The organism is Pseudomonas reactans (genome assembly GCF_013385825.1).
GTDB classification, from domain to species: domain Bacteria; phylum Pseudomonadota; class Gammaproteobacteria; order Pseudomonadales; family Pseudomonadaceae; genus Aquipseudomonas; species Aquipseudomonas reactans.
In genome coordinates this window covers 276642-299793 of the sequence record NZ_JACAPG010000008.1, presented here as the reverse complement: position 1 = coordinate 299793, position 23152 = coordinate 276642, and the positions used below count along the sequence as shown (strand labels likewise).

Below are 23152 nucleotides of genomic sequence, written 5' to 3'. Positions count from 1 at the left end.
TCCGTCAGCAGTCCGGTTTGTCGGCAGTGTAACGACGGGCCGGGTTTACCGCAGCGCCGAATTCACGCAGGGCCTTGGCGCCGATCAACAACGGGTAGTTGAAGCTGCTGCGGTCGGTGAGGTTGACCTCGACGGTGCGCTTGACGTCGCCCAGGCACATTTCCAGGTCGATCACCGGGCGCTTGGCCACGGAGGCTTCGTCCTTGTCGTCGTCTTCATCGGCGCGGCTCTTGATCTTGCTGATGCGCGAGACTTTGTGTTCGTAGACTTTGTTGGAGGCATCCTTGCCGCCGAGGCGGAAGCGCACCCAATCGTCGCCGTCACGGGTGAAGGTCTGGATGTCGCGGGCCGACAGCGAGGCGGTCAGCGCGCCAGTGTCCATCTTGGCCTTGAAGGTTTCGCCGATTTCCGGCAACTGGATGTATTCGTAGCGACCGTAGAGGGTCGGTTCGGCGGCCATGACCGGCAGGGCAACCAGGGCGAGCGAGGCAAATAGCAGTTTCACGAAGTGATTTCCTCGAAAAGAAGTAGGCGGATTCTAGACCGCAAAGGCAGCACTTAGTTAGCTCGCCCCAGCATAGCCGGCACATTGTGAAACATTCGTCCGGCGAATTGGGATTTGGCCTCTAGACTCAAGCTGCTTATCATGGCCCGCCCACAGGATTCCAAGAGTTACTTATGCGCCGCCTGCTCACCGGCTGTTTTGTCTCATTGCTACTGCTGCTCAACACCCTGATCCTGATCGGGCCGTTGATGGTGTTTGCCCTGCTCAAGCTGGTGGCTCCCGGCCGCTATCGTGACTACATGTCGTGGGCGGTAATGTGGATCGCCGAGACCTGGGCCGAGATCGACAAGTTGATCTTCGCGCTGTGCATCCCGACACAATGGGATATTCGCGGCGGTGAAGACCTGCGGGGCGATACGTCCTACCTGGTGATCAGCAACCACCAATCCTGGGTGGATATACCGGCACTGATTCAGGCCCTCAACCGCCGCACGCCGTTCTTCAAATTCTTCCTGAAAAAAGAGCTGATCTGGGTGCCCTTCCTCGGCCTGGCCTGGTGGGCGCTGGATTACCCATTCATGAAGCGCTATACCAAGGCCTTCCTGGCCAAGCACCCGGAACTGGCGGGGCAGGATTTAAAAATCACCAAAGAGGCCTGCGAGCTGTTCAAGCGCCAGCCGGTGACGGTGGTCAATTACCTGGAAGGCACGCGCTTCAACGAAACCAAGCGCAAGCAGCAGGATTCGCCCTTCACTCGCTTGCTCAAGCCCAAGGCGGGCGGCGTGGCTTTCGTATTGGCGGCGATGGGTGAACAACTGGATGCCGTGCTCGACGTGACCGTGGTCTATCCACAGCAAAAGATTCCGGGGTTCTGGGATTTGATCAGTGGCGCGGTGCCCAAGGTGATCATTGATATCCGCACCCGCGAACTGGATCCGGCGTTGTGGCAAGGGGATTACGAGAATGATCCGGCGTTTCGCCAAACCGTCCAGAACTGGGTGAACCAGCTCTGGATGGAGAAGGACGCGCGCATCGAGCAACTGCGCGCGGAACGTTAGTTAGCCGCCAGTGCCCCAGGCCGAGGCCAGCTTGCCCAGCACCGACTGGTCGGCGCCCTGGCCGCCCAGGTATTGCAGGATCACGGGGGCAAATTTGCCGACCATGCTGTTGTCCATGCCCAGTGCGCTGAAGGCGGTGTTCAGGTCATTGGTGTTTTTCACGTTACCCAACAGGCCGTCCAGGCCGCTGGTCTTGCTGCCGCCGGTCTGGCCGAGCATGCCGCTCAAGGCACCGAGGCTGCCCAGGGCATTGTTACCCGACAGCTGATCGAGACCCGGCACACTATTGCCCAGTTGCGAATAGTCGTTGCCGCTCAGTTTGTTCTTGGCCAGGCCCAGCATGGCGCCCGTACCGCCGACGGCTTGTTCGGGGGTGATATTCAGTTGCGAGGTGAGTGCGCTCAACAGGCCGGCCGTCTCGGACGACGGTGCCGCAGCGGCTGCCTTGTTGTTGCCGCCCTGCATGCCGGAAATCGCATTGGCTGCATCGCCAAGGCTGAAGCCCGCAGCGAACACCGGAGCGGCTGCCAGGGTCATCAGGCAGGAAAGGGCGAAACCGCGTGAAATCTTCATCGAAACAACCTCTGGGTGTAGGAGCTGAAAGCAGGCGTTTGACTGACAGTCTGGAACGATTGTTCCCACACCCAGGTTAGTTCAGATTTTTCTGCATCCGAATGGCCTCGGCCCGCGTATAGCCTGCATACGCCACTCGGAGTTGGATGGAATGAATGCCCAGGCTGAACTACCCTCCGCATACCGCGTGCAGTCCCGTCACCCTCGAACGAGGGTCTGGAGAAGCCCTATTAGCGCCAATGATGCTGACCCATTGCGCCCCTTGCTGGCGCAATGTGCCCTGGGTAACCGCCAAGCGTTCGAAACCCTCTACCGCAGCGTTTCGCCGCACCTGCACGGCGTGGCCCTGCGCTTCATGGGCCGCACGGACCTGGCCGAAGAAGTGCTGCAGGAAGCCTTCGTGCGTATCTGGTACAACGCTTCGCGCTACGAGGCGCACCTGTCTGCGCCGATGACCTGGATGGTCAACATCACCCGCAACCTGGCCATCGACCAGTTGCGCAAGCACCGCGAACAGCCGCTGGCCGACGGTCAGCAAGACGCCTTGGTCGACGACGCCCCCAGCGCCCACGACCAACTCGACCACGAACGCCAAGCCCACGCCCTGAACCGCTGCCTGGACACCCTGGACGGCATGCAACGCCGGTCGATCAGCGTGGCGTACTTCCAGGGCCTGTCGTGCTCGGAGCTGGCGACACAGTTGGCAGCGCCCCTGGGCTCGGTCAAATCCTGGATTCGTCGCGGCATGGAACGCCTGCGCAGGTGCCTTGAATCATGAACTACCAGACCACCGCCCTGCGCCGCGCCCTCGCCGCCGACTACGCCATCGGGCTGATGCCCGCCACGGCGCGCCGACGTTTTGATGCGCTGTTGCTGGAGGATGCCGCGCTGCGCGTCGAGCTCGGCCATTGGCAGGACGCGCTCGCCAGCCTGACCGGCACCTTGCCCGAACGCCCGGTGCCGGAGCACGTGTGGGCAGGCATCAAGGCACGCATTGAGCCGCAGGTATTGCATGTGCCGGCGAAGCAAGCGTTCTGGAAAAACATCCGTGTCCTGGCCGCCGCCTGCGCGGTGCTCGTCGCCATTACCGTAGGTGTGCTGTACCAACGTGACACGGGGGCGCAATACAACGCCACCCTGGTCAACGCCAGCCAACAGCCAGCCCTGCAGATCAAGGCATTCGCCGACCACCTGCAAGTGGAACCGCTGACACTGGCCGCGATAGCACCGACGCTGAGCCTGGAATTGTGGGCGATTGCGCCGGGTGGCAAACCAATCTCACTGGGCCTGCTGCCCGCTGCGGGCAAAGGCCGGATTCAACTGAGCGAGGCACAGCGAGCCTTGCTCACCGCACCTGTAACCCTGGCCGTGAGCTTGGAGCCACAGGGTGGTTCGCCTAGCGGCCAACCCACCGGACCGGTGTTGTATCAGGGCCAATTGGCATCACTTTGAGCTGAACCGGGGCCAGGAACCCATCGCCCATACCAGGGTCCATGGCAGGACTGAAAGCCTTGCCAGGAATAGCCCCATGAGCGCAACCCGCCCCAAAGTGATTGAGCCAAAGCCCCCATTCTGGAGCCGCCCACGCCTATTTATCGGCGTCTGCGTGGCCATCGTCACCGGCCTCGGTGCCGCGCTCTACACCCAGGACAACGTCAAGTCCGCCGCCACGCTGGTGACCACCGCCCAGCAGCCGGCCGCGCAGATCATGGCGCACAAGGACTACCTCGAAGTCGAACCGATCGCGACGGCGGCGCCTGAGCCCGACCGCAGCCTGGAACTCTGGGCCATGCCCGAAGGTGGCGCGCCGGTTTCGCTGGGACTTTTACCGGAGGATGGCAAAGGCATTATCGGCCTCAATTCGCGCCAGCAGAAAAGCATTCGCGAGCCGGTGGAGTTGATGGTGAGTTCGGAAACCAAGGGCGGGTCGTTGAGCAAGCAGCCCACGGGGCCGACGGTTTACCAGGGGGCGTTGGCCGCTCGCTGAATCGATGCGCTGCATCTCGGAATGAAAACCGGGTGGCTGATCACGAATCGCTCTAAACAACTGTCACTTTTAACAGTTGCCGTCACTGAATATTCACTTGCAGCATGATTCCTCCCAGCCCCACCGGAGGTCGTCATGAAAAGTGCAATGCTTGCAGGTGTATTTGCCGCCATGGCACTGCTGAACCCATCGTATGCAGCGACCTCTACCTGTCCGACGCCCGAGGAGATCAAACAACAAGCCTTGGACAACGGGGGCTATCGCTACGAAATGCGCCAGCCTGATGGGCGCACTTGGTTAGGTGAAAACCCGCAGGCTAGCGCGTCCTACCTGACTGACTCAACATTCCACGATGCCCGTTACACAGCAGAGGACCACTCCGTCACCTGCACCTACAAAGGACCGATGAATAACGACGCGAGCTTTTCGGTCACGCTCAAACCTGTCTTGAATTGGAACCTTATCCCTAAAGGCGATTGGAGAGGCACGTATTGCGAAGCGCTGGAAATTGCCAAGTGCTCATTCACGCATCAGTGAAAAACGCCACCGAATAATTCCTACAGTGACTGTCCACACGTCCACGACCCGCGGTCCAGGTTCTGATGGAACTCATCCATCGATACAGCCCACCCAAGCTAGCCTTCCCATTCACATTCAACGGGGAGGCTCACCACACTACAAGGAGCTGTAATGATCATGATCGGATTGATTCCCAATTTTTATGTTGCCTTCAGCGCATTCAACCATTTGCCATCTCGCAGCCAGGCCCAGGCTTCACGGCCCCAGGCCACAGGCATCGACCAATGCCCCGCCCCCCGCGACATCCAATCCACGCCCTACACAGACCCTGATGTTCCCACGCCCTATGGCGAGGGCTATCAATACACGGCTACGGCCAACGGCAAGGCATGGACAGGGCAAACGGCAGCCACCAAGGATGACTATCTGGCCCCGGAGTACGAACTCAAGGCCGAGGAAATCAATGAACGCAACGGCAAGATTCATTGCGATTACGGCGGCAAGCGCCAGGTCAAGAACGGTGAGGTGAGCGATCCCTATCTACGACTCACACCCATCAAATAACCCATAAAAAATGGCGACCTCCAGGGTCGCCATTTTTTTCAGCCCTGCGCGTTACGCCGCGCTGAACAGCTTGTGCGGATCAATCACAAATTTCTTCGGCACACCCGCATCGAACTCGCCATACCCACGTGGCGCATCATCCAGGCTGATGACCTGCACGCCGACGATTTCGGCAATGTTGATACGGTCCCACATGATCGCCTGCATCAGCGCACGGTTGTACTTCATCACCGGGGTCTGGCCGGTGTGGAAGCTGTGGGACTTGGCCCAGCCGAGGCCGAAGCGGATGCTCAGGCTGCCCATTTTGGCGGCGGCATCCACGGCACCTGGATCTTCGGTGACGTACAGGCCCGGAATACCGATCTTGCCGGCCACGCGCACCACGCCCATCAGCGAGTTGAGCACAGTGGCCGGGGCTTCGGCTTTCACGCCTTCATGGCCGTGGCCACGGGCTTCGAAACCAACGGCGTCGACGGCACAATCCACTTCCGGCTCGCCCAGCAGCGCAGCGATCTGTTCGTGCAGCGGGGTGTCGGTGGACAGGTCGGCCACTTCAAAACCCTGGGCCTTGGCGTGAGCCAGGCGGATCGGGTTGACGTCGCCGATGATCACCACCGCCGCGCCCAACAGGCGTGCAGAAGCCGCAGCGGCCAGACCAACCGGGCCAGCGCCCGCGATGTACACGGTGCTGCCTGGGCCAACGCCAGCCGTGACAGCGCCATGGTAGCCCGTCGGGAGAATGTCGGAGAGGCACGTCAGGTCGCGGATTTTTTCCATGGCCTTGTCGCGGTCTGGCAGTTTCAGCAGGTTGAAGTCCGCGTATGGCACCAGCACGTACTCGGCCTGGCCGCCGGTCCAGTCGCCCATGTCGACATAGCCATAGGCGCCACCGGCACGGGCCGGGTTGACGGTGAGGCACACGCCGGTGTGTTGTTCTTTGCAGGAACGGCAGCGACCGCAGGCCACGTTGAAGGGCACGGAAACCAGGTCGCCGATCTTCAGGTTCTCGACGTCGCTGCCCTTCTCGATCACTTCACCGGTAATTTCATGACCGAGCACCAGGCCGGTCTGGGCAGTGGTGCGGCCGCGCACCATGTGTTGGTCGGAGCCGCAGATGTTGGTGGAGACCACGCGCAGGATGACGCCGTGCTCAATCTTCCTGCCACGGGGGTCCTGCATTTTGGGATAGTCGATTTTCTGTACTTCGACCTTGCCGTTGCCGAGATACACGACACCACGATTACCAGACATGCTTTCACCTCGCTGTTGTTTTTATGGAACTGCGTTGCCCGTTGGGTGGGCAGCGCGTTTAAGTGCTCGGGTACAGATGCTGTTTTTGCGTTGTTGCTGATGGCCTCATCGCCGGCAAGCCGGCTCCTACAGGAGAATGCATTCCAAACTGTAGGAGCCGGCTTGCCGGCGATGGCGCCCGTCAGAGCACCACCGTGCGATTGGCGTTAAGAAACACCCGCCGCTCAATGTGATACCCAACGGCCCGGGCCAATGTCAGTCCTTCAATATCCCGCCCCTTGGCAATCAAATCCTCGGGGTAGTGGCTGTGATCCACCACCTCCACGCCCTGGGCAATGATCGGGCCTTCGTCCAGATCGTTGTTGATGTAATGCGCCGTGGCCCCCACTAACTTCACGCCCTTGTTGTACGCCTGGTGATAGGGCTTGGCGCCCTTGAACCCCGGCAACAACGAGTGGTGAATGTTGATGGCCTTGCCATCCAGCTTGCGACACAGCTCCGGCGACAGCACTTGCATGTAGCGCGCAAGGATCACCAACTCCGCGCCGGTGTCTTCCACCACCTGCCACACCTGCCGCTCCTGGGACGGTTTGTCGTTGGGGTCGAGGGGGAAATGGTAGTAGGGAATCTGGTGCCAGTCGGCCAAAGGTTTCAAATCGGGGTGGTTGGACACCACCGCGACCACGTCCATCGACAGTTGGCCGATGCGCTGGCGATACAGCAGATCGTTCAGGCAGTGATCGGCCTTGGAGACCATGATCACCACTTTTGGTCGGTAGTTCGGCGCCGTCAGCTCGAAGATCATGCCGAACGCTTCCCCGCGCGTGGCCAGGCCATCGCGGAAACCTTGTTCGTCAAAACCGTCGGGCTGGCGGAACTCCACGCGGATAAAGAACCGGCCCGAAAGCCGGTCATCGAACGAGTGGTGCTCGGTCACGTAGCAGCCTTGTTCGAACAGATAGCGGGTGACCGCGTCCACCGTGCCGAGCACGCTGGGGCAGTCGGCGGTCAAAATCCATGTATCAGGTGCGCGGCTCATTGCGAAGAACTCCTCAAACAACGCTATCGACTGTAGGAGCGAGCTTGCTCGCGAAAAACCCAGAGACACCGCGCTCATCCAGGATGCTCGCGTAATCGTTGACGTTCTTCGCGAGCAAGCTCGCTCCTACAGGGGTCATTGGACGCTCAGGCCGAATTCGGCGGATGCATCCTGCAACCACAACCACCAGTAATCCGAGAAGCTGCGACGGATCAGCAGTTCCCAAGTGTCTTCAGCCGTGTGGCGGATCACCAGTTGCGACTTGGCGAACACCGTGCCCACCGCCTTGCCCACCGGGAAGTTGTTGGGGTGCACATCGTAGCTGGTGGACTTCATCAGCACGTCGCGCACATTCGGGCCGCTGAGCTCGAGGATCTGCTGGCCGCCGCTGACGTTGACGACCTGGATATGCAACTCACCCAGGGCGGCACGCAGGTTTTGCTCGGCGGCGAACTCTTCACCGCTCGGCACGATCAGCAACCACTCATCCGGGCCGAGCCACTGCAGGCTGGTTTCACCCTTGACGATCACTTGCAGGGCGCCGGGCAACTCGATGCCTAGGGCCTTGTGCACGCCGGCGGCGAACGCTGCATCGTGGCCATCGCCACGAATGGTCAGGTGGCCGAGGAGTTTCTTTTCACGCACGGTCACGCCTGCGTTCTTGCGGCCTTTGCCGACCAGGCTGGCGAGGTCGGCATGGTGCAGCGACGACTCGGCCTTGGCCCCAGTGGTTGGGCGTTGTTGGTACACATTGGCTGCTGTCATAAAGCACCTGTTCTGAATTCTGATTAACAACCCTCCCTCTGTAGGAGCCGGCTTGCCGGCGATGAGGCCAGCAAGCCTTGCGGTGATTTCTCGGCCGCCATCGCCGGCAAGCCGGCTCCTACAAGGTGAGGTGTCAGATGTTCTGGCGATCGCCTTTCGGGTCAAAGAACACCGAAGACACAATCTCCGCCTCGATCACGCTGCCGTCCGCCTGCGGTGAGAACACCCGCTCGCCGATGCGCTTCAAGCCGCCCTTCACCACGCCCATGGCAAACGAATAGCCGAGGGAGTTGTGGGCATAACTGGAGGTCACGTGACCGACCATCTTCATCGGGATCGACTGCTTCGGATCGAACACCAACTGCGCGCCTTCCGGCAGCCACACGTTTGGATCGATCGGCTTCAAGCCCACCAGTTGCTTACGCTCTTCGCGCACGCAGTCTTCCCGGTTCATGCCACGCCAGCCGATCCACGAGAACGGTTTGGTACGGCCGACGCACCAGCCCATGTTCAGGTCGTCCGGGGTCATCGAGCCGTCGGTGTCCTGGCCGACGATGATGAAGCCCTTCTCGGCCCGCAGCACGTGCATGGTTTCGGTGCCGTACGGCGTCAGGTTGTACTTCTTGCCGGCGTCGACGATTTTTTCCAGTACGCCCATGGCGTAGTCGGCTTGCACGTTGACTTCGTACGACAGCTCACCGGTAAACGAGATCCGGAACACACGGGCCGGTACGCCGCCGACCAAACCTTCCTTCCAGGTCATGAACGGGAAGCCGTCCTTGTCCAGGTCGATGTCGGTGACTTCCGCCAGCAGCTTGCGGCTGTTGGGGCCGGACAGGGTCATGGTCGCCCAGTGGTCGGTGACCGAGGTGAAGTACACCTTGAGGTCTGGCCATTCGGTCTGCTGGTAGATTTCCAACCACTGCAGTACGCGAGCGGCGCCGCCGGTGGTGGTGGTCATCAGGAAGTGGTTGTCGGCGATGCAGGCGGTCACGCCGTCATCGAAGACCATGCCGTCTTCCTTGCACATCAGGCCGTAGCGCGCCTTGCCCACGTCGAGCTTGGTCCAGGCGTTGGAGTAGATGCGGTTGAGGAATTCGCGCGCGTCCGGGCCCTGGATGTCGATCTTGCCGAGGGTCGACGCATCCAGCAGGCCGACGCTGTCGCGCACGGCCAGGCATTCGCGTTTCACCGCGGCGTGCAGGTCTTCACCGTTGCGCGGGAAATACCAGGGGCGCTTCCACTGGCCGACGTCTTCAAACTCGGCGCCGTTCTTCACGTGCCAGGCTTGCAGCGCGGTGTAGCGAACCGGCTCGAAGATGTGCCCACAGTGACGGCCCGCCACCGCGCCGAAAGTTACCGGCGTGTAGTTCGGACGGAACATGGTGGTGCCCATCTGCGGGATGGTCACGTTCAGCGAGCGCGCGGCAATGGCCAGGCCGTTGACGTTGCCCAGCTTGCCTTGGTCGGTGCCGAAGCCCAGCGCGGTGTAGCGCTTGACGTGCTCGACCGACTCGAACCCTTCGCGGGTCGCCAGTTCGATGGCGGCGGCGGTCACGTCGTTTTGCAGGTCGACGAATTGCTTCGGCGCCCGTGCGGTTGGCTTGTCGTGCGGTACTTGGTAGATCGCCAGCGTCGGCTCTTCCAGACGGCTCAGGGCTTTCGGCAAGGTGCCTTCCACTGGCGCAAAACCGGCTTCGCTGGCCGCGCGCACGCCGCCTTCAAAACCATCCGCCAGGGAATCGCCAAGGCCATAGACGCCGTTGATGCCACCCACGCACACGCGTTTCTGCGGGGCTTCACCCGGTACAAAACCGAGGATATCTTCACGCCAGGTCGGCTTGCCGCCCAGGTGCGAAGCCAAGTGTACGACTGGGCTGTAGCCACCGGAGCTGGCCACCAGGTCGCAGTCCAGCCACTCGCCAGGGCTGGTGACTTTATGCGCTTTCACATCAATTGCAGCCACGCGGGCAGCAGTGACGTGCTTGCTGCCACGAGCCTCGATCACGGCGCTGCCGGTGAGGATACGAATACCTTTGGCGCGGGCCTCTTCAACCAGTGCGCCGCGTGGGTTGTGGCGCACATCGGCCACCGCCACCACTTGCAGACCCGCGTCGAGCCAGTCCAGCGCAACGCGGTAGGCGTGATCGTTGTTGGTCGACAGCACCAGTTTCTTGCCCGGCGCCACGCCGTAACGGCGCACGTAAGTAGAAACCGCACCGGCCAGCATGTTGCCCGGCACGTCGTTGTTGCCGTAGACCAGCGGACGCTCGCACGCACCGGTCGCCAGCACCACACGCTTGGCGCGCACACGGTGGATACGCTGGCGCACCACACCAATCGGCGCACGGTCACCGAGGTGATCGGTGAGGCGTTCGTGGATGGTCAGGAAGTTATGGTCGTGGTAACCATTGACGGTGGCGCGGGGCAGCAGCACCACGTCCGGCAGGGCTTTGAGTTCTGCGATGACACTGGCGACCCATTCAGCCGCCGACTTGCCGTCGAGGCTTTCGCGCGAGTCCAGCAGCGAACCGCCGAACTCTTCCTGCTCATCGGCAATGATCACGCGGGCACCGCTGCGCGCTGCAGCCAGTGCAGCCGCCAGACCGGCAGGGCCTGCGCCGACGATCAGCACATCGCAGTGACGGTTGAAGTTGTCGTAGGTGTCCGGATCGTTCTCGGTCGGCGAGCGGCCAAGGCCCGCAGCCTTACGGATGTACTTCTCGTAGGTCATCCAGAACGATTGCGGGTACATGAAGGTTTTGTAGTAGAAACCCGGCGGCATCAGCTTGCCACCGACCTTACCAAGAATGCCCATCACGTCAGTGTTGACGTTCGGCCAGCCGTTGGTGCTGGTGGCGACCAGGCCTTGGTACAGCGCCTGTTGCGTGGCGCGCACGTTAGGAATCTGGGTGGCTTCGGTGGCACCGATCTGCAGCACCGCGTTCGGCTCTTCGGCGCCCGCAGCAAAGATGCCGCGTGGGCGCGAGTACTTGAAGCTGCGGCCGATGATGTCGACGCCGTTGGCCAGCAGGGCTGCGGCGAGCGTGTCGCCTTCAAAGCCCTTGTAGCTCTGGCCGTTGAAGGTAAACGTCAGGACTTTATTACGGTCGATCCGGCCACCGTTGGACAGGCGATTGGTCTGGCTCATACCTTCTCTCCAGAGGCCTTGGCGGTGAATTGTGGCTTCTCACCGATCTTGTAGGTTTCAAGAATTTCGTAGGTCAGGGTGTCGCGGGTCGCGTTGAAGTACTGGCGGCAACCGGCGGCGTGGATCCACAGTTCGTGGTGCAGGCCACGGGGGTTGTCGCGGAAGAACATGTAGTCGCCCCACTCTTCATCGGTGCAGGCATTCGGGTCCAGCGGGCGCGGGATGTGCGCTTGGCCGGAAGCGTGGAATTCCTCTTCGGAGCGCAGTTCGCCACAGTGAGGACAGAAGATATGCAACATAGGGAATTTCTCCTGTTAGTGGGCGACGGCCGCAGCGCCGTGTTCGTCGATCAACGCACCGTTGTGGAAACGGTCGATGGAAAAAGGTGCGGCCAACGGGTGCATTTCACCCTTGGCGAGGCTGGCGGCAAACACGTTGCCTGAGCCCGGCGTGGCCTTGAAGCCACCGGTGCCCCAACCGCAGTTGAAGAACATGTTCGGCACGGGGGTCTTGGAGATGATCGGGCAAGCGTCCGGCGTGGTGTCGACGATGCCGCCCCACTGGCGGTTCATGCGCACGCGCGACAGCACCGGGAACATCTCGACGATGGCCTGGATGGTGTGTTCGATCACCGGGTACGAGCCGCGCTGGCCGTAGCCGTTGTAGCCGTCGATACCGGCGCCGATCACCAGGTCGCCCTTGTCGGACTGGCTGATGTAGCCGTGCACGGCGTTGGACATGATCACGCTGTCGATAATCGGCTTGATCGGCTCCGACACCAACGCTTGCAGTGGGTGGGATTCGATCGGCAGGCGGAAACCAGCCAGCGAGGCCATGTGCCCGGAGTTACCGGCGGTGACCACACCGACGCGCTTGGCGCCGATGAAGCCCTTGTTGGTTTCCACGCCGATGCACACGCCGTTTTCCTTGCGGAAACCGATCACTTCGGTCTGCTGGATCAAATCCACGCCCAATGCGTCGGCGGCGCGGGCAAAGCCCCAGGCCACGGCATCGTGACGGGCCACGCCGCCGCGACGTTGCACGGTGGCGCCGAGCACCGGATAGCGGGTGTTCTTGGAGCAGTCGAGGTACGGAATCTCGTCGGCAACCTGCTTGGCGTTAAGCAGTTCGCCGTCCACGCCATTGAGGCGGTTGGCGCTGACGCGACGCTCGGAATCACGGATGTCTTGCAGGGTGTGACACAGGTTGTAGACGCCACGCTGGGAGAACATCACGTTGTAGTTCAGGTCCTGGGACAGACCTTCCCACAGCTTCATCGCGTGTTCGTACAGGTGCGCCGACTCATCCCACAGGTAGTTGGAACGCACGATGGTGGTGTTGCGCGCGGTGTTACCGCCGCCCAGCCAGCCTTTCTCGACCACGGCCACGTTGGTGATGCCGTGCTCCTTGGCCAGGTAGTAGGCGGTCGCCAGACCATGCCCGCCGCCGCCGACGATGACCACGTCGTAGACCTTTTTAGGGGTCGGCGTGCGCCACATTTTCTGCCAGTTTTCGTGGTGGCTGAGTGAGTGCTTGAAGAGGCCGAAGCCCGAGTAGCGTTGCATAGTCATTAACTCCAAAACCGCGCTCAGCGATAAACCGGGAAATCAGCGCACAGGGCAGACACGTGCTTGGCCACGTTGGCCTCGACATCGGCATCGCCGAGGTTGTCGAGGATGTCGCAGATCCAGCCAGCCAGCTCGATGCATTGCGCCACTTTGAAACCACGCGTGGTCACCGCCGGGGTGCCGATGCGCAGGCCCGAGGTCACGAACGGCGACTGCGGGTCATTCGGCACGGCGTTCTTGTTGACGGTGATGTGGGCGCGACCCAGGGCGGCGTCCGCCTCTTTGCCGGTGAGGCCCTGACGGATCAGGCTGACCAGGAACAGGTGGTTGTCGGTACCGCCGGACACCACGTCATATCCGCGTTTGATGAACACCTCGGCCATGGCCTGGGCGTTGTCGATCACTTGTTGCTGATAGGCCTTGAAGCCTGGCTCCAGCGCTTCCTTGAAGCAGACGGCCTTGCCGGCGATGACGTGCATCAGCGGGCCGCCCTGGGCGCCAGGGAATACGGCGGCGTTGAGTTTCTTTTCAATCTCTTCGTTGGACTTGGCCAGGATCAGACCGCCCCGTGGACCGCGCAGGGTCTTGTGGGTGGTGGTGGTGACCACGTCGGCGTACGGCAGCGGGTTCGGGTACAGGCCAGCGGCAACCAGGCCAGCAACGTGGGCCATGTCGACGAACAGCAGTGCGCCCACCTTGTCGGCGATCTGACGGAACCGTGGGAAATCCAGAGTTTTGGAATAAGCAGAGAAACCGGCCACAACCATTTTCGGCTTGTGCTCGACGGCCAGGCGCTCGACTTCGTCGTAGTCGATCAGGCCGGTGTCGGTGTTGATGCCATATTGCACTGCGTTGTACAGCTTGCCCGAGGACGACACCTTGGCGCCGTGAGTCAGGTGACCACCGTGGGCCAGGCTCATGCCCAGGATAGTGTCACCGGCTTGCAGCAGGGCCAGGTACACGGCGCTGTTGGCGGACGAACCGGAGTGCGGCTGGACGTTGGCGTAATCGGCGCCGAACAATTGCTTGGCGCGTTCGATGGCCAGGGCTTCGACCTTGTCCACATGCTCGCAGCCACCGTAGTAGCGCTTGCCCGGGTAGCCTTCGGCGTATTTGTTGGTGAGGCCGCTGCCTTGTGCTTCCATCACGCGTTTGCTGGTGTAGTTCTCTGACGCGATCAGCTCGATATGATCTTCCTGACGCTGCTCCTCGGCATTCATCGCCGCCAGCAGTGCGTCGTCATATCCCTGAATCTGGTCTTGTTTGCTGAACATCGCGTCTCTCCCAGCCTTTCGTATTGTTGAGGCCCGTGCAGGGCCCTTTGATGCGATGGTAGGGCTGGCGTCAGCAGGTCAAATGCCTACGCACGCCACGCAAAGGTGCGTTTACGACATTGCACCGCGGCGGGAGGGGTGAATGCCCGTCTCTCCGGGTGAGGAAAAGCAACAGCCGACACCTGAAACCCATCAGCCAGAAGTTTAATTAGTACGAATGACTGAAGGCCTCATCCTACAAAACACTTAAAATACGCATATAAAACAAACATTAAAACTGCAAAACCAAATAACTTTTTACAATGTAACTTTTGCTTTTATAACAACATCCGAGCCAACTACCTCTCGACTCAACACCCATCTAAAACTTGCAAAACAGCTTGAGACTGTCACCACACCCAGGAGTGCAGACATGGCTTTAATCAACCAAGTTAATAGTATCTGCAAACGTTTAGCCCCCAACGGCTGGCACAATTTATTGCTTCACCATGGACTTGATATTCTTGCGCCCAACCTTGAGAAAGAACTGCATAAACCAGTGAGTGCGGATCGGACACTTCCAGGTTTTGAAGACTTTGCTTTGAACGGAACGAAAGGTATCGAACCCGGCAAGCCGGCACAAAGCCTGCTCTACCATGCTCTGGCTCACGCCAACGTCACAACCGACGCCAAAGGCAATCCGCTCAAGGCCTATCCGACGGCCGCAGAACTGGAAGTGGTCATCAACTATGTATACGGCAGCCAACTCCCCAGCCTTGAGCAACTCAAGAAGCGCGCGGGCGGGGCTCCCTTGGCCGTCGTGGTATTCGCGCTTGAATACCGCCCGGCGCCTGATACCGTGCATAAGGTACAAGCCGATCTGTGTTTTTCGCGCACGGGTGTATCTCGGGTCGGCACGGCGCCGCCCTTGTACGATGCTCAAAGCAGGGGTTTCTTGCCCTTTGTTGAAGGAGACAATCACGCTATTCGAGTGTTGCCTGCACGGTACAGCGCCTACATCGCAGTCCAACGCAAAGGGGACAGAACCCAATTCGGCCCGATGCGTTTCGGCGACACTGACACCACCTGCGATTTTTGGGTACCGCTGCACAAGCTGTTCAACGGCAACGAGTGCATTGCAGGCTTGACGCTTGACGTTCAACTGCACGCACAGCACAAAAACGAAAAGCTACGCCGTATACACCTGCAACTGGGAGCGGATTCGGGTTGGGCAGAACCCGATATCAGCCAACCGCCTTTTGTCATCACCGAAGGGCTCGCGGACTGGCTTGCGGAACCTGTGTTCGGCTCCGGACTGATGGCTGCTACGCCGCATGAACAGTTGATAAAAGCTGCGCATTACAAAGGCAAACCGCTGACCTTCAATGTTCCCAAAAAACCCGATCTTCTAGTGTCCAGCTTGAGTTTGCCTGGCAACGCCCCTGAATACGTGCATATTCGGCATAAGATCGATGACGCGGGGAAGGTCGCCGATCTCAATCAACATCCAGGCATGCTTGATGAATTAATGAAGGGCGATTACAAAGCCCAGCATTACCTGGATTTCACTGCCGACGGATGGATTCAAGCTCGATGCGCAGTGCTGGACACCACCATCCCCCAGCGTATAGCCGCGTATTCACTGCTCTGCGCCCCTGATTTCTATCCTTTGTGCAATCAACGCCACCTCAATGAATGGCTCGAAAGCATGGATGCGAATGTGCGCAAAACGGTGTTTCCGATATTACCGGAATGCCTGTCCGACTCTCGTCACCCCGCCAATCTCCAATCTTTTCCAGATGCCTTTAGCAGTACCGATATCAGTATTACCGCAGTTGTAGCGCAGCTTGACTCCCTGTCCGGCCCCACTACAGGGACAAAGCCGCAGGTCGCGTCTGCGAGGCGCGCTTCGTGCCTTACCGATGCGGCTGCAGGTGTATTCGCGCCCGGCTGGGACATCGGCGCCGTGGAACACACCATTGAATCGGGCGCCGTAAAACATTTGGCGGCGTACCGGCTGGGAAGTCCTTTCCCTGAGGATGCCAAGCTCTGCGCTGCCTTGAGTTCATTCTGGCCGGCCGTCGCTCCGGATTCCGCGCAGGCTTACGAACCTGGCAGCGATGCAGGTCCGAGCATCAAACCCATGCTCGATCAGGAAATCGGTAAAGATTCCGGGGTCCCTTGGGATGGCGTAACTGCGCCGAAAAGCTATACGGCAGATAACATGCCGCACAGGACTTATCAGGCTTACCTCTACGGCGATTACACGCAAAATGCACTCGACGGTAAGTTCTCCCTGGCGCTGACAGGTAAAATAGACTCACCGGAATATATACGTCGTGTCGACGCTCTACGGCGAGTCAAACTCTCTTTGGGCAACGCTGCTGCCAGTTGGTTTATCGATTCTTTCAACGTCGCGACGGCCGATGACCTCAGAGCGTTAAACCTACACGAAAACTCGTCGGCCCCTTCAGATAACAACGGATATAGGCTAGAGCTGTTTCGTTTTGAATCCGTCGTATCACCCAAGTTCGATCAAGTTCATATCAAACTAATAGACACTTCCTTTTACTTGGTGTGGCCTCATGCGATTTTCCGCCAACAGGGTACACAACCCTGGCAACGCCTCTAGCAAATACAAGATCACCGCCAATGAAACACTATGATGTCGTCATAATAGGTGCCGGACCAGCGGGTTGTTCGGCAGCTATTTCCTGCGCTCAACATGGCCTGAAGGTCGCACTTGTTGAGCGCCTCGCGTTTCCGCGCCAACGCCCCGGGGAAACACTGCACCCCGGTATCGAACCACTTTTACGACAACTGGGTGTGGCGGGGAAAGTTCTCGACGGGCCCTTCATCCGCCACACGGGGACATGGGTTAAGTGGGAAACGAAACGCTGCTTTGTTCCCTTTGGAGAAGACCACAATGGGCCCTGGCAAGGATTCCAGATACCAAGAGTAATGCTTGATGGTTTTTTATTGGATAAAGCAATTGCATCGGGCGTGCACGCGCTACAGCCCTGCAATGCCAAACAGCTGCTCGTGGAAAAAAATCGCGTCGTAGGCGTACGAACCCAAACAGAGCAACTGTTGTGCAGACATCTGATTGATGCAAGTGGCGCTCATGGTTGGCTGGCACGTCAACTTGGGCTGGTCTCGCATCGACGCTCACCGGCACTTACAGCCTTGTACGGTTACAAACGCGGGAGCGTTGAAGAGGATGCCCTGGGGATCTTTGCGGATCGCCAGGGCTGGTACTGGACCGCACATATAGAGCATGAGCTGTATCATTGGACACGCCTGTACTTCGGGCAGAATCACGCGCCCAAGGCATCAGCGATTCCAGCCTCGCTTGAGCAACTGCCATGTATCGGAAGGATACAAGGGGCTGATGTCACCTGGAGGATTTGTGATCAGACCGCTGGCAACGGCTACCTCATCATCGGGGATGCTGCCAGTGTGCTGGACCCTGGCGCGTCTCATGGGGTCCTCAAGGCTCTGATGTCGGGAATCATGGCGGCGCAGTGCATTGTCGATGAAACGGCCATTGCGGCACATAGTCGTGATATTTCGCGGCACTATCACCAATGGCTAAGGGAAGGGTTCGAAAGCGACGTTCGAAAAATGCTCGAACTCTACGCGGCTCATCCGTTTCCCCCACAATGGCTCGATAAACACTGGCGATAGTGGATGCTCGCTGTCAGCCGATGGCCTGCCGAACCATCAACAAGAGCAAAAAATGCAACGGATACAGGGCGTATGCCCATCGTCTCATTGCAGGCAGCGAGAGATGCCCAGCTTTTCGTAACAAGACAAGCCCGGCTAGTGGCGCAATCAGGCAGGCGGCCAACCCCATTAACGCTATAGCCGTACCGCTATTGAGTAAAGTCTGCCATTGGTTGGCAGCCACGCACACCAATCCTGGCACTATGCTGAAATACCATGGTTGCCGGAATACCAGCAGCATCGCCAACGGGAGCAATACACCGAAAAAACCGAACATCAGGTGAGTGGAAAATACCGCTGCCAACATAACGGCAATCAGTGCCAATCCTCGATCGACTAGAACCTTTTGCTGCCATCCTCGGGCAACTAGAAGGCCCAACGCCAAGGTCGGCAACACGTTCAACGTATCAGCATCCTCGATAAACATCCGATACGGCACTTCACTGATCACACTAAACAGCAACAGCCAGCCCAAATAGCGCCATTGGCCTGTCACGGGCGCGCTCCTGACCCGGTGCAGATTCGCCGCAATCGCCAGGCAAAACCACGGGAACGCCAGGCGCCCCGGCACATACAGGCCGTCCAGGCTCAAACCAACATAGCGCAAGTGGTCCAGCACCATACTCAACAGCGCCAGCCACTTGAGCAGATCCAAAGCGCCATCACGGACGCGTCCGACAGGAATTGTTTGAGTACCGTGCATAATTCCCCAGTGACTTTGCATTTACAGTACGTGCGCACCCGCGACAATCTTGGTTACAGTGCGCACCAACATCGACCACAGGAATGGGCCATGACCGACAAGAGCCAACAATTCGCCAGTGACAACTATTCCGGTATCTGCCCGGAAGCCTGGGCCGCCATGGAACAAGCCAACCAGGGCCATCAACGCGCCTACGGCGATGATGAATGGACCCACCGCGCCGCCGACGGTTTCCGCAACCTGTTCGAAACCGACTGCGAAGTGTTCTTCGCCTTCAACGGCACCGCCGCCAACTCCCTGGCGCTGTCCTCGTTGTGCCAGAGCTACCATAGCGTGATTTGCTCGGAAACCGCCCACGTCGAAACCGACGAATGCGGCGCGCCGGAGTTTTTCTCCAACGGCTCCAAGCTGCTTACCGCCCGCACCGAAAACGGCAAGCTGACCCCGGAGTCGATCCGCGAGATCGCCCTCAAGCGCCAAGACATTCACTACCCCAAACCACGCGTGGTTACCCTGACCCAAGCCACGGAAGTCGGCAGCGTGTATACCCCGGATGAAATACGCGCCATCAGCGTGACCTGCAAAGAGTTGGGGCTGAACCTGCACATGGACGGCGCGCGCTTCTCCAACGCCTGCGCGTTCCTCGGCTGCTCGCCCGCCGACCTGACCTGGAAAGCCGGCGTGGACGTGCTGTGCTTTGGCGGCACCAAGAACGGTATGGCCGTGGGTGAAGCGATCCTGTTCTTCAACCACAAGCTGGCCGAAGACTTCGACTACCGCTGCAAGCAGGCCGGCCAACTGGCCTCGAAAATGCGCTTCCTGTCCGCGCCGTGGGTAGGCCTGCTGGAAAACGACGCCTGGCTCAAACATGCGCGTCACGCCAACCACTGCGCTCAACTGCTGAGCAGCCTGGTGGCGGATATTCCCGGCGTGGAGTTGATGTTCCCGGTGCAGGCAAACGGCGTGTTCCTGCAACTCTCGGAACCGGCGATTGCCGCGTTGACCGCCAAGGGCTGGCGTTTCTACACCTTTATCGGCAAAGGCGGTGCACGCTTCATGTGTGCGTGGGATACCGAGGAAGAACGTGTAAGAGAATTGGCTGGGGACATACGGAAAGTGATGGGAGCCTGAAACGACGGGGCTTTCAGCGCTTTTTCAGAGACTGTTTGTACGTATTTCTGACAGTATCTATCTACCCCCTGTATTGGATAGGATCTTGTCACCCCGAACAAACGGACGCGTTACTTCGGGGCTGACTGCCTGCCGAATAGTCGGCTGGAAATGGAAATCCTATCGAGGCCAACATCATGGAAATTCAATGCTACACCACTGATTCGCAACTGCGCGCCGACGTCAACGCCACGCTCGTCAGCTTGGACGATCTTAGGAAGCTGGCGAACGTCGGCGACACCATCATCGAGCCTTCAAGAACCTTTACCATCACTGGGAAAGAGTTCGAAATGACAGCATCCGGCGCGTACCTCATCAACGTTTTCGTCCGCTAACCCATAACTGTAGGAGCCGGCTTGCCGGCGATGGCGGCCTTAGGATCGCTATCGCCGGCAAGCCGGCTCCTACAACGGGGATTGCCTCAGAATTCGATGCGCACATCGCCCTTCGGCACGCTGCAGCACGACAGGATGTAGCCTTCGGCTTCGTCTTCTTCCGTAATCCCGCCGTTGTGGTCCATCTCGACCTCGCCCCCCAGTTTCATCACCTTGCACGTGCCGCAGATGCCCATGCCGCAGGCTTTCGGGATCAACAGGCCGAGCTTGGCAGCCGCGGCATGTACGGTTTCGCCAGGTGCCACACGAATGCTTTTGCCCGACGCAATGAACTCCACCTGATGCAGATCCGCCAGATCGATTTCCGGCGCGTCGGCGGCTTGTTCGGCTTGTTCGACCGCATCCGCACGGGCTTCCGGCGGCGTGGCGCCGAACGATTCCTCGTGGTAACGCGTCATGTCGAAACCCGCCACTTCCAGCAGGCGCTTCACCGCGTTCATGTACGGCGTAGGCCCGCAGCAGAACACTTCGCGCTCCAGGAAGTCCGGCACCATCAGTTCGAGCATCTTGTGATTCAGGTAACCGCGATAACCCGCCCATGGCTCACCCAAGCCGTGTTTCTCGCAGATCAGGTGCAGGCTGAAGTTATCGATCCGCGACGCCATGTGTTCCAGCTCACGGTGGTAGATGATGTCCTTGGGCGAACGGGCGCTGTGGATAAACGTCATGTCGACGTTGGCGTTGGTGTCGTAGAACCAGCGCGCCATGGACATGACTGGCGTTATCCCCACACCGCCGCTGAGGTACAACACTTTCGGGCTTGGGAAGTCGATGGCATTGAACAAGCCTACCGGCCCGTGCACCGCCAGCTCTTGCCCTTCATGCAGGGTGTCGTGCAACCAGTTGGAAACCTTGCCGCCCGGCACGCGCTTGATGGTCACCGAGAAACTGTACGGCACCGACGGTGAGCTGGAGATGGTGTAGGAGCGCATGATCGGCTGGCCTTCGATTTCCAGCTCCAGGGTGACGAATTGCCCCGGCTTGAAAAAGAACAGGATCGGCTGGTCGGCCATGAAACAGAAGGTGCGCACGTCCCAGGTTTCCTGGATGACTTTGACGCAACGGACAATGTGCCGACCATTGGCCCAGGTCTGGGTGGTTACCGGATTCAGGAAATTATTGGACATGTTGTTCTCCACCGCCGACATCGGCCTTATGGTGGCGATTCTGCGTAACGCCAGAACCATCCATTTACCTATCTGCGACATTCACATACTTATCGCGACCAGGCCCCAACGACCTAGGGTTGCGCGTCGGGAACAGATTGGGCCATGTCGCCCATGGATAAGGTTCGGCCCATCGGCGGCCCCACACTCGCTCCCAACACAGACGCTTTTTTTACGCCTTGCTGCAAACCTGATTAGCCACTTATCTCGGCCACACAGAATGGCCATGAGGACACACACGATGGACGTCACCGCAACCTTAAGCTTGGGCGATCCGCTGGAACCCGCACGCAAGGCCACCGCGCAAATGCTGCAAGAGCGCGAGCGCACTTTCTCGCTGCCGCAGCCGTTCTACTCTGATGAGCGGTTGTTTGATATCGACATGCAGGAGATCTTCCAGAAAGAGTGGTTGATCGCCGGCATGACCTGCGAAATCCCCGCCAAGGGCAACTACCTGACCCTGCAAATCGGCAAGAACCCGATCATCGTGATCCGGGGTGCCGAAGGCGTGGTGCACGCGTTCCACAACGTGTGCCGTCACCGGGGCTCGCGCTTGTGCACCAGTGAAAAGGGCAAGGTCGCCAAACTGGTCTGCCACTACCACCAGTGGACCTACGAACTGGACGGCCGCCTGCTGTTTGCCGGCACCGAGATGGGTGCCGACTTCGACATGAAGCAGTACGGCCTCAAGCCGGTCAACGTGAAGACGGCCGGTGGCTACATCTTCATCAGCCTGGCGGAGAACCCGCCGGCCATCGATGACTTCCTGTCGACGCTGAACCATTACATGGAACCCTACGACATGGAGAACACCAAGGTGGCGATTACCACCACCTTGATGGAGAAAGCCAACTGGAAGCTGGTGCTGGAAAACAACCGCGAGTGCTACCACTGCAATGCTTCGCACCCGGAACTGCTGAAAACCCTGCTGGAATGGGACGACGTCACCGACCCGCGCGCCGACCAGGCGTTCAAGGACCATGTTGCCGCCTCTGCTGCTGCCTGGGATGCGGAGAAGATCCCTTACGCCCACGCCAGCTTCGGCCTGCGTAACCGTATCGTGCGCATGCCGCTGCTCAAGGGCACCGTGTCGATGACCCTGGACGGCAAGCAGGGCTGCGCCAAACTCATGGGTCGCATCAAGAACCCGGACCTGGGCTCGATGCGCATCCTGCACCTGCCGCACTCCTGGAACCACTGCATGGGCGATCACATCATTGTGTTCACCGTGTGGCCAATCAGCGCCCAGGAAACCATGGTCACCACCAAGTGGCTGGTGCACAAGGACGCCGTGGAAGGCGTGGACTACGACGTGGAACGCATGCGCCAGGTGTGGGACGCTACCAACGACCAGGACCGTCGCCTGGCCGAAGAAAACCAGCGCGGCATCAACTCCACCGCCTACCAGCCAGGTCCGTACTCCAAGACTTATGAGTTCGGCGTGGTGAACTTTGTGGACTGGTACAGCGAGCGCCTGCTGAACAACTTGGGGGCCGCTCCAGCGCCGTACCTCAAAGGTGTTGCAGTTCACGAGTAACCTCTGGATCGTCAGGGGGCTGGGTTGTACAAAAAACACCCAACCCCCTGATAACCCTTGATTCCCCTGCCCTCCAGCCTTTACCCAACAACTTATCCACAAAGCCACCCACAGCAATTGTGGGCAACTACGCTTGCCTCCTGAAATTAAGTGAAGAAAATCCGTGACTTATTCAAGCCAGTCGGTTTGAACCAGCTTTGTTCATTTATTGACCAATCCAGC

Annotated in this window: 22 protein-coding genes; 11 read left to right on the top strand and 11 right to left on the bottom strand. The window is 59.5% G+C overall.

From position 1 onward, the window contains the following. Positions 1–4: 4 nt before the first annotated feature. The gene (gene rloA2, locus HX868_RS09700; RefSeq protein WP_177002683.1) at positions 5–505 is read right to left on the bottom strand and encodes a retropepsin-like aspartic peptidase RloA2; all 501 of its coding nucleotides are present in this window, start codon (positions 503–505) and stop codon (positions 5–7) included. 173 nt (positions 506–678) lie between these two features. On the opposite strand from rloA2, the gene HX868_RS09695 reads away from it, so the two are divergent. Then, positions 679–1563, top strand: a complete 885-nt coding sequence (locus HX868_RS09695) for an acyltransferase (RefSeq protein ID WP_177002682.1) — start codon at positions 679–681, stop codon at positions 1561–1563. Here the strand turns inward: HX868_RS09695 and HX868_RS09690 are convergent, their stop codons facing one another. After that, complete coding sequence (locus tag HX868_RS09690; RefSeq protein ID WP_177002681.1) at positions 1564–2136, bottom strand: DUF2780 domain-containing protein; 573 nt, start codon at positions 2134–2136, stop codon at positions 1564–1566. It abuts the gene before it with no gap. A 151-nt stretch (positions 2137–2287) separates the two neighbouring features. Here HX868_RS09690 and HX868_RS09685 point away from each other — a divergent pair, with 151 nt between their 5' ends. From HX868_RS09685 to HX868_RS09665, 5 genes are all read left to right on the top strand, one after another. Beyond that, a complete protein-coding gene (locus HX868_RS09685) occupies positions 2288–2914 on the top strand; it encodes an RNA polymerase sigma factor (RefSeq protein WP_246355510.1) in 627 nt (208 codons plus the stop codon). After that, a complete protein-coding gene (locus HX868_RS09680) occupies positions 2911–3588 on the top strand; it encodes an anti-sigma factor (RefSeq protein ID WP_177002680.1) in 678 nt (225 codons plus the stop codon). Before HX868_RS09685 ends, HX868_RS09680 begins: the two co-directional genes overlap by 4 nt. A gap of 76 nt (positions 3589–3664) precedes the next feature. Then, on the top strand, positions 3665–4123 hold the full coding sequence (locus HX868_RS09675; RefSeq protein WP_177002679.1) for an anti-sigma factor domain-containing protein: 459 nt from the start codon (positions 3665–3667) through the stop codon (positions 4121–4123). Positions 4124–4258: 135 nt separating this feature from the next. Beyond that, on the top strand, positions 4259–4660 hold the full coding sequence (locus HX868_RS09670; RefSeq protein WP_177002678.1) for a DUF3757 domain-containing protein: 402 nt from the start codon (positions 4259–4261) through the stop codon (positions 4658–4660). Between the two features lie 153 nt (positions 4661–4813). After that, complete coding sequence (locus HX868_RS09665; protein ID WP_246355509.1) at positions 4814–5206, top strand: hypothetical protein; 393 nt, start codon at positions 4814–4816, stop codon at positions 5204–5206. Positions 5207–5257: 51 nt separating this feature from the next. On the opposite strand, the gene fdhA is transcribed toward HX868_RS09665, so the two are convergent. The 7 genes from fdhA to glyA form a co-directional block, all read right to left on the bottom strand. Continuing rightward, positions 5258–6457, bottom strand: coding sequence for a formaldehyde dehydrogenase, glutathione-independent (gene fdhA / locus HX868_RS09660; RefSeq protein WP_016977809.1), 1200 nt, complete (start codon positions 6455–6457; stop codon positions 5258–5260). A 181-nt stretch (positions 6458–6638) separates the two neighbouring features. After that, the gene (purU, locus tag HX868_RS09655; RefSeq protein ID WP_016977808.1) at positions 6639–7496 is read right to left on the bottom strand and encodes a formyltetrahydrofolate deformylase; all 858 of its coding nucleotides are present in this window, start codon (positions 7494–7496) and stop codon (positions 6639–6641) included. A gap of 135 nt (positions 7497–7631) precedes the next feature. After that, a complete protein-coding gene (locus tag HX868_RS09650; protein WP_177002677.1) occupies positions 7632–8261 on the bottom strand; it encodes a sarcosine oxidase subunit gamma in 630 nt (209 codons plus the stop codon). Positions 8262–8394: 133 nt separating this feature from the next. Continuing rightward, complete coding sequence (locus HX868_RS09645; RefSeq protein ID WP_177002676.1) at positions 8395–11412, bottom strand: sarcosine oxidase subunit alpha; 3018 nt, start codon at positions 11410–11412, stop codon at positions 8395–8397. After that, positions 11409–11711: a sarcosine oxidase subunit delta gene (locus HX868_RS09640; RefSeq protein ID WP_010207083.1), complete on the bottom strand. Its 303-nt coding sequence runs from the start codon at positions 11709–11711 to the stop codon at positions 11409–11411. Before HX868_RS09640 ends, HX868_RS09645 begins: the two co-directional genes overlap by 4 nt. Positions 11712–11726: 15 nt before the next feature. Continuing rightward, positions 11727–12977, bottom strand: coding sequence for a sarcosine oxidase subunit beta (locus HX868_RS09635; RefSeq protein ID WP_010207084.1), 1251 nt, complete (start codon positions 12975–12977; stop codon positions 11727–11729). 23 nt (positions 12978–13000) lie between these two features. Next, positions 13001–14254: a serine hydroxymethyltransferase gene (glyA, locus tag HX868_RS09630; RefSeq protein ID WP_177002675.1), complete on the bottom strand. Its 1254-nt coding sequence runs from the start codon at positions 14252–14254 to the stop codon at positions 13001–13003. 412 nt (positions 14255–14666) lie between these two features. Here glyA and HX868_RS09625 point away from each other — a divergent pair, with 412 nt between their 5' ends. Both HX868_RS09625 and HX868_RS09620 read left to right on the top strand, forming a co-directional pair. Further along, entirely contained in the window at positions 14667–16865 is a 2199-nt protein-coding gene (locus tag HX868_RS09625) for a hypothetical protein (RefSeq protein ID WP_177002674.1), read from the top strand. 20 nt (positions 16866–16885) lie between these two features. After that, a complete protein-coding gene (locus HX868_RS09620) occupies positions 16886–17920 on the top strand; it encodes an NAD(P)/FAD-dependent oxidoreductase (protein ID WP_177002673.1) in 1035 nt (344 codons plus the stop codon). 13 nt (positions 17921–17933) lie between these two features. On the opposite strand, the gene HX868_RS09615 is transcribed toward HX868_RS09620, so the two are convergent. After that, complete coding sequence (locus tag HX868_RS09615; RefSeq protein WP_177002762.1) at positions 17934–18662, bottom strand: TraX family protein; 729 nt, start codon at positions 18660–18662, stop codon at positions 17934–17936. Positions 18663–18752: 90 nt separating this feature from the next. Here HX868_RS09615 and HX868_RS09610 point away from each other — a divergent pair, with 90 nt between their 5' ends. Continuing rightward, positions 18753–19793: a threonine aldolase family protein gene (locus tag HX868_RS09610; protein WP_177002672.1), complete on the top strand. Its 1041-nt coding sequence runs from the start codon at positions 18753–18755 to the stop codon at positions 19791–19793. A 176-nt stretch (positions 19794–19969) separates the two neighbouring features. Further along, the gene (locus HX868_RS09605; protein ID WP_177002671.1) at positions 19970–20167 is read left to right on the top strand and encodes a hypothetical protein; all 198 of its coding nucleotides are present in this window, start codon (positions 19970–19972) and stop codon (positions 20165–20167) included. A gap of 86 nt (positions 20168–20253) precedes the next feature. Here HX868_RS09605 and gbcB read toward each other — a convergent pair whose 3' ends face one another. After that, complete coding sequence (gbcB, locus tag HX868_RS09600) at positions 20254–21354, bottom strand: glycine-betaine demethylase subunit GbcB (protein ID WP_028618224.1); 1101 nt, start codon at positions 21352–21354, stop codon at positions 20254–20256. 280 nt (positions 21355–21634) lie between these two features. Between gbcB and gbcA the strand changes: the two genes are divergently transcribed. Then, entirely contained in the window at positions 21635–22930 is a 1296-nt protein-coding gene (gbcA, locus tag HX868_RS09595) for a glycine-betaine demethylase subunit GbcA (protein WP_177002670.1), read from the top strand. Positions 22931–23152 lie beyond the last annotated feature (222 nt).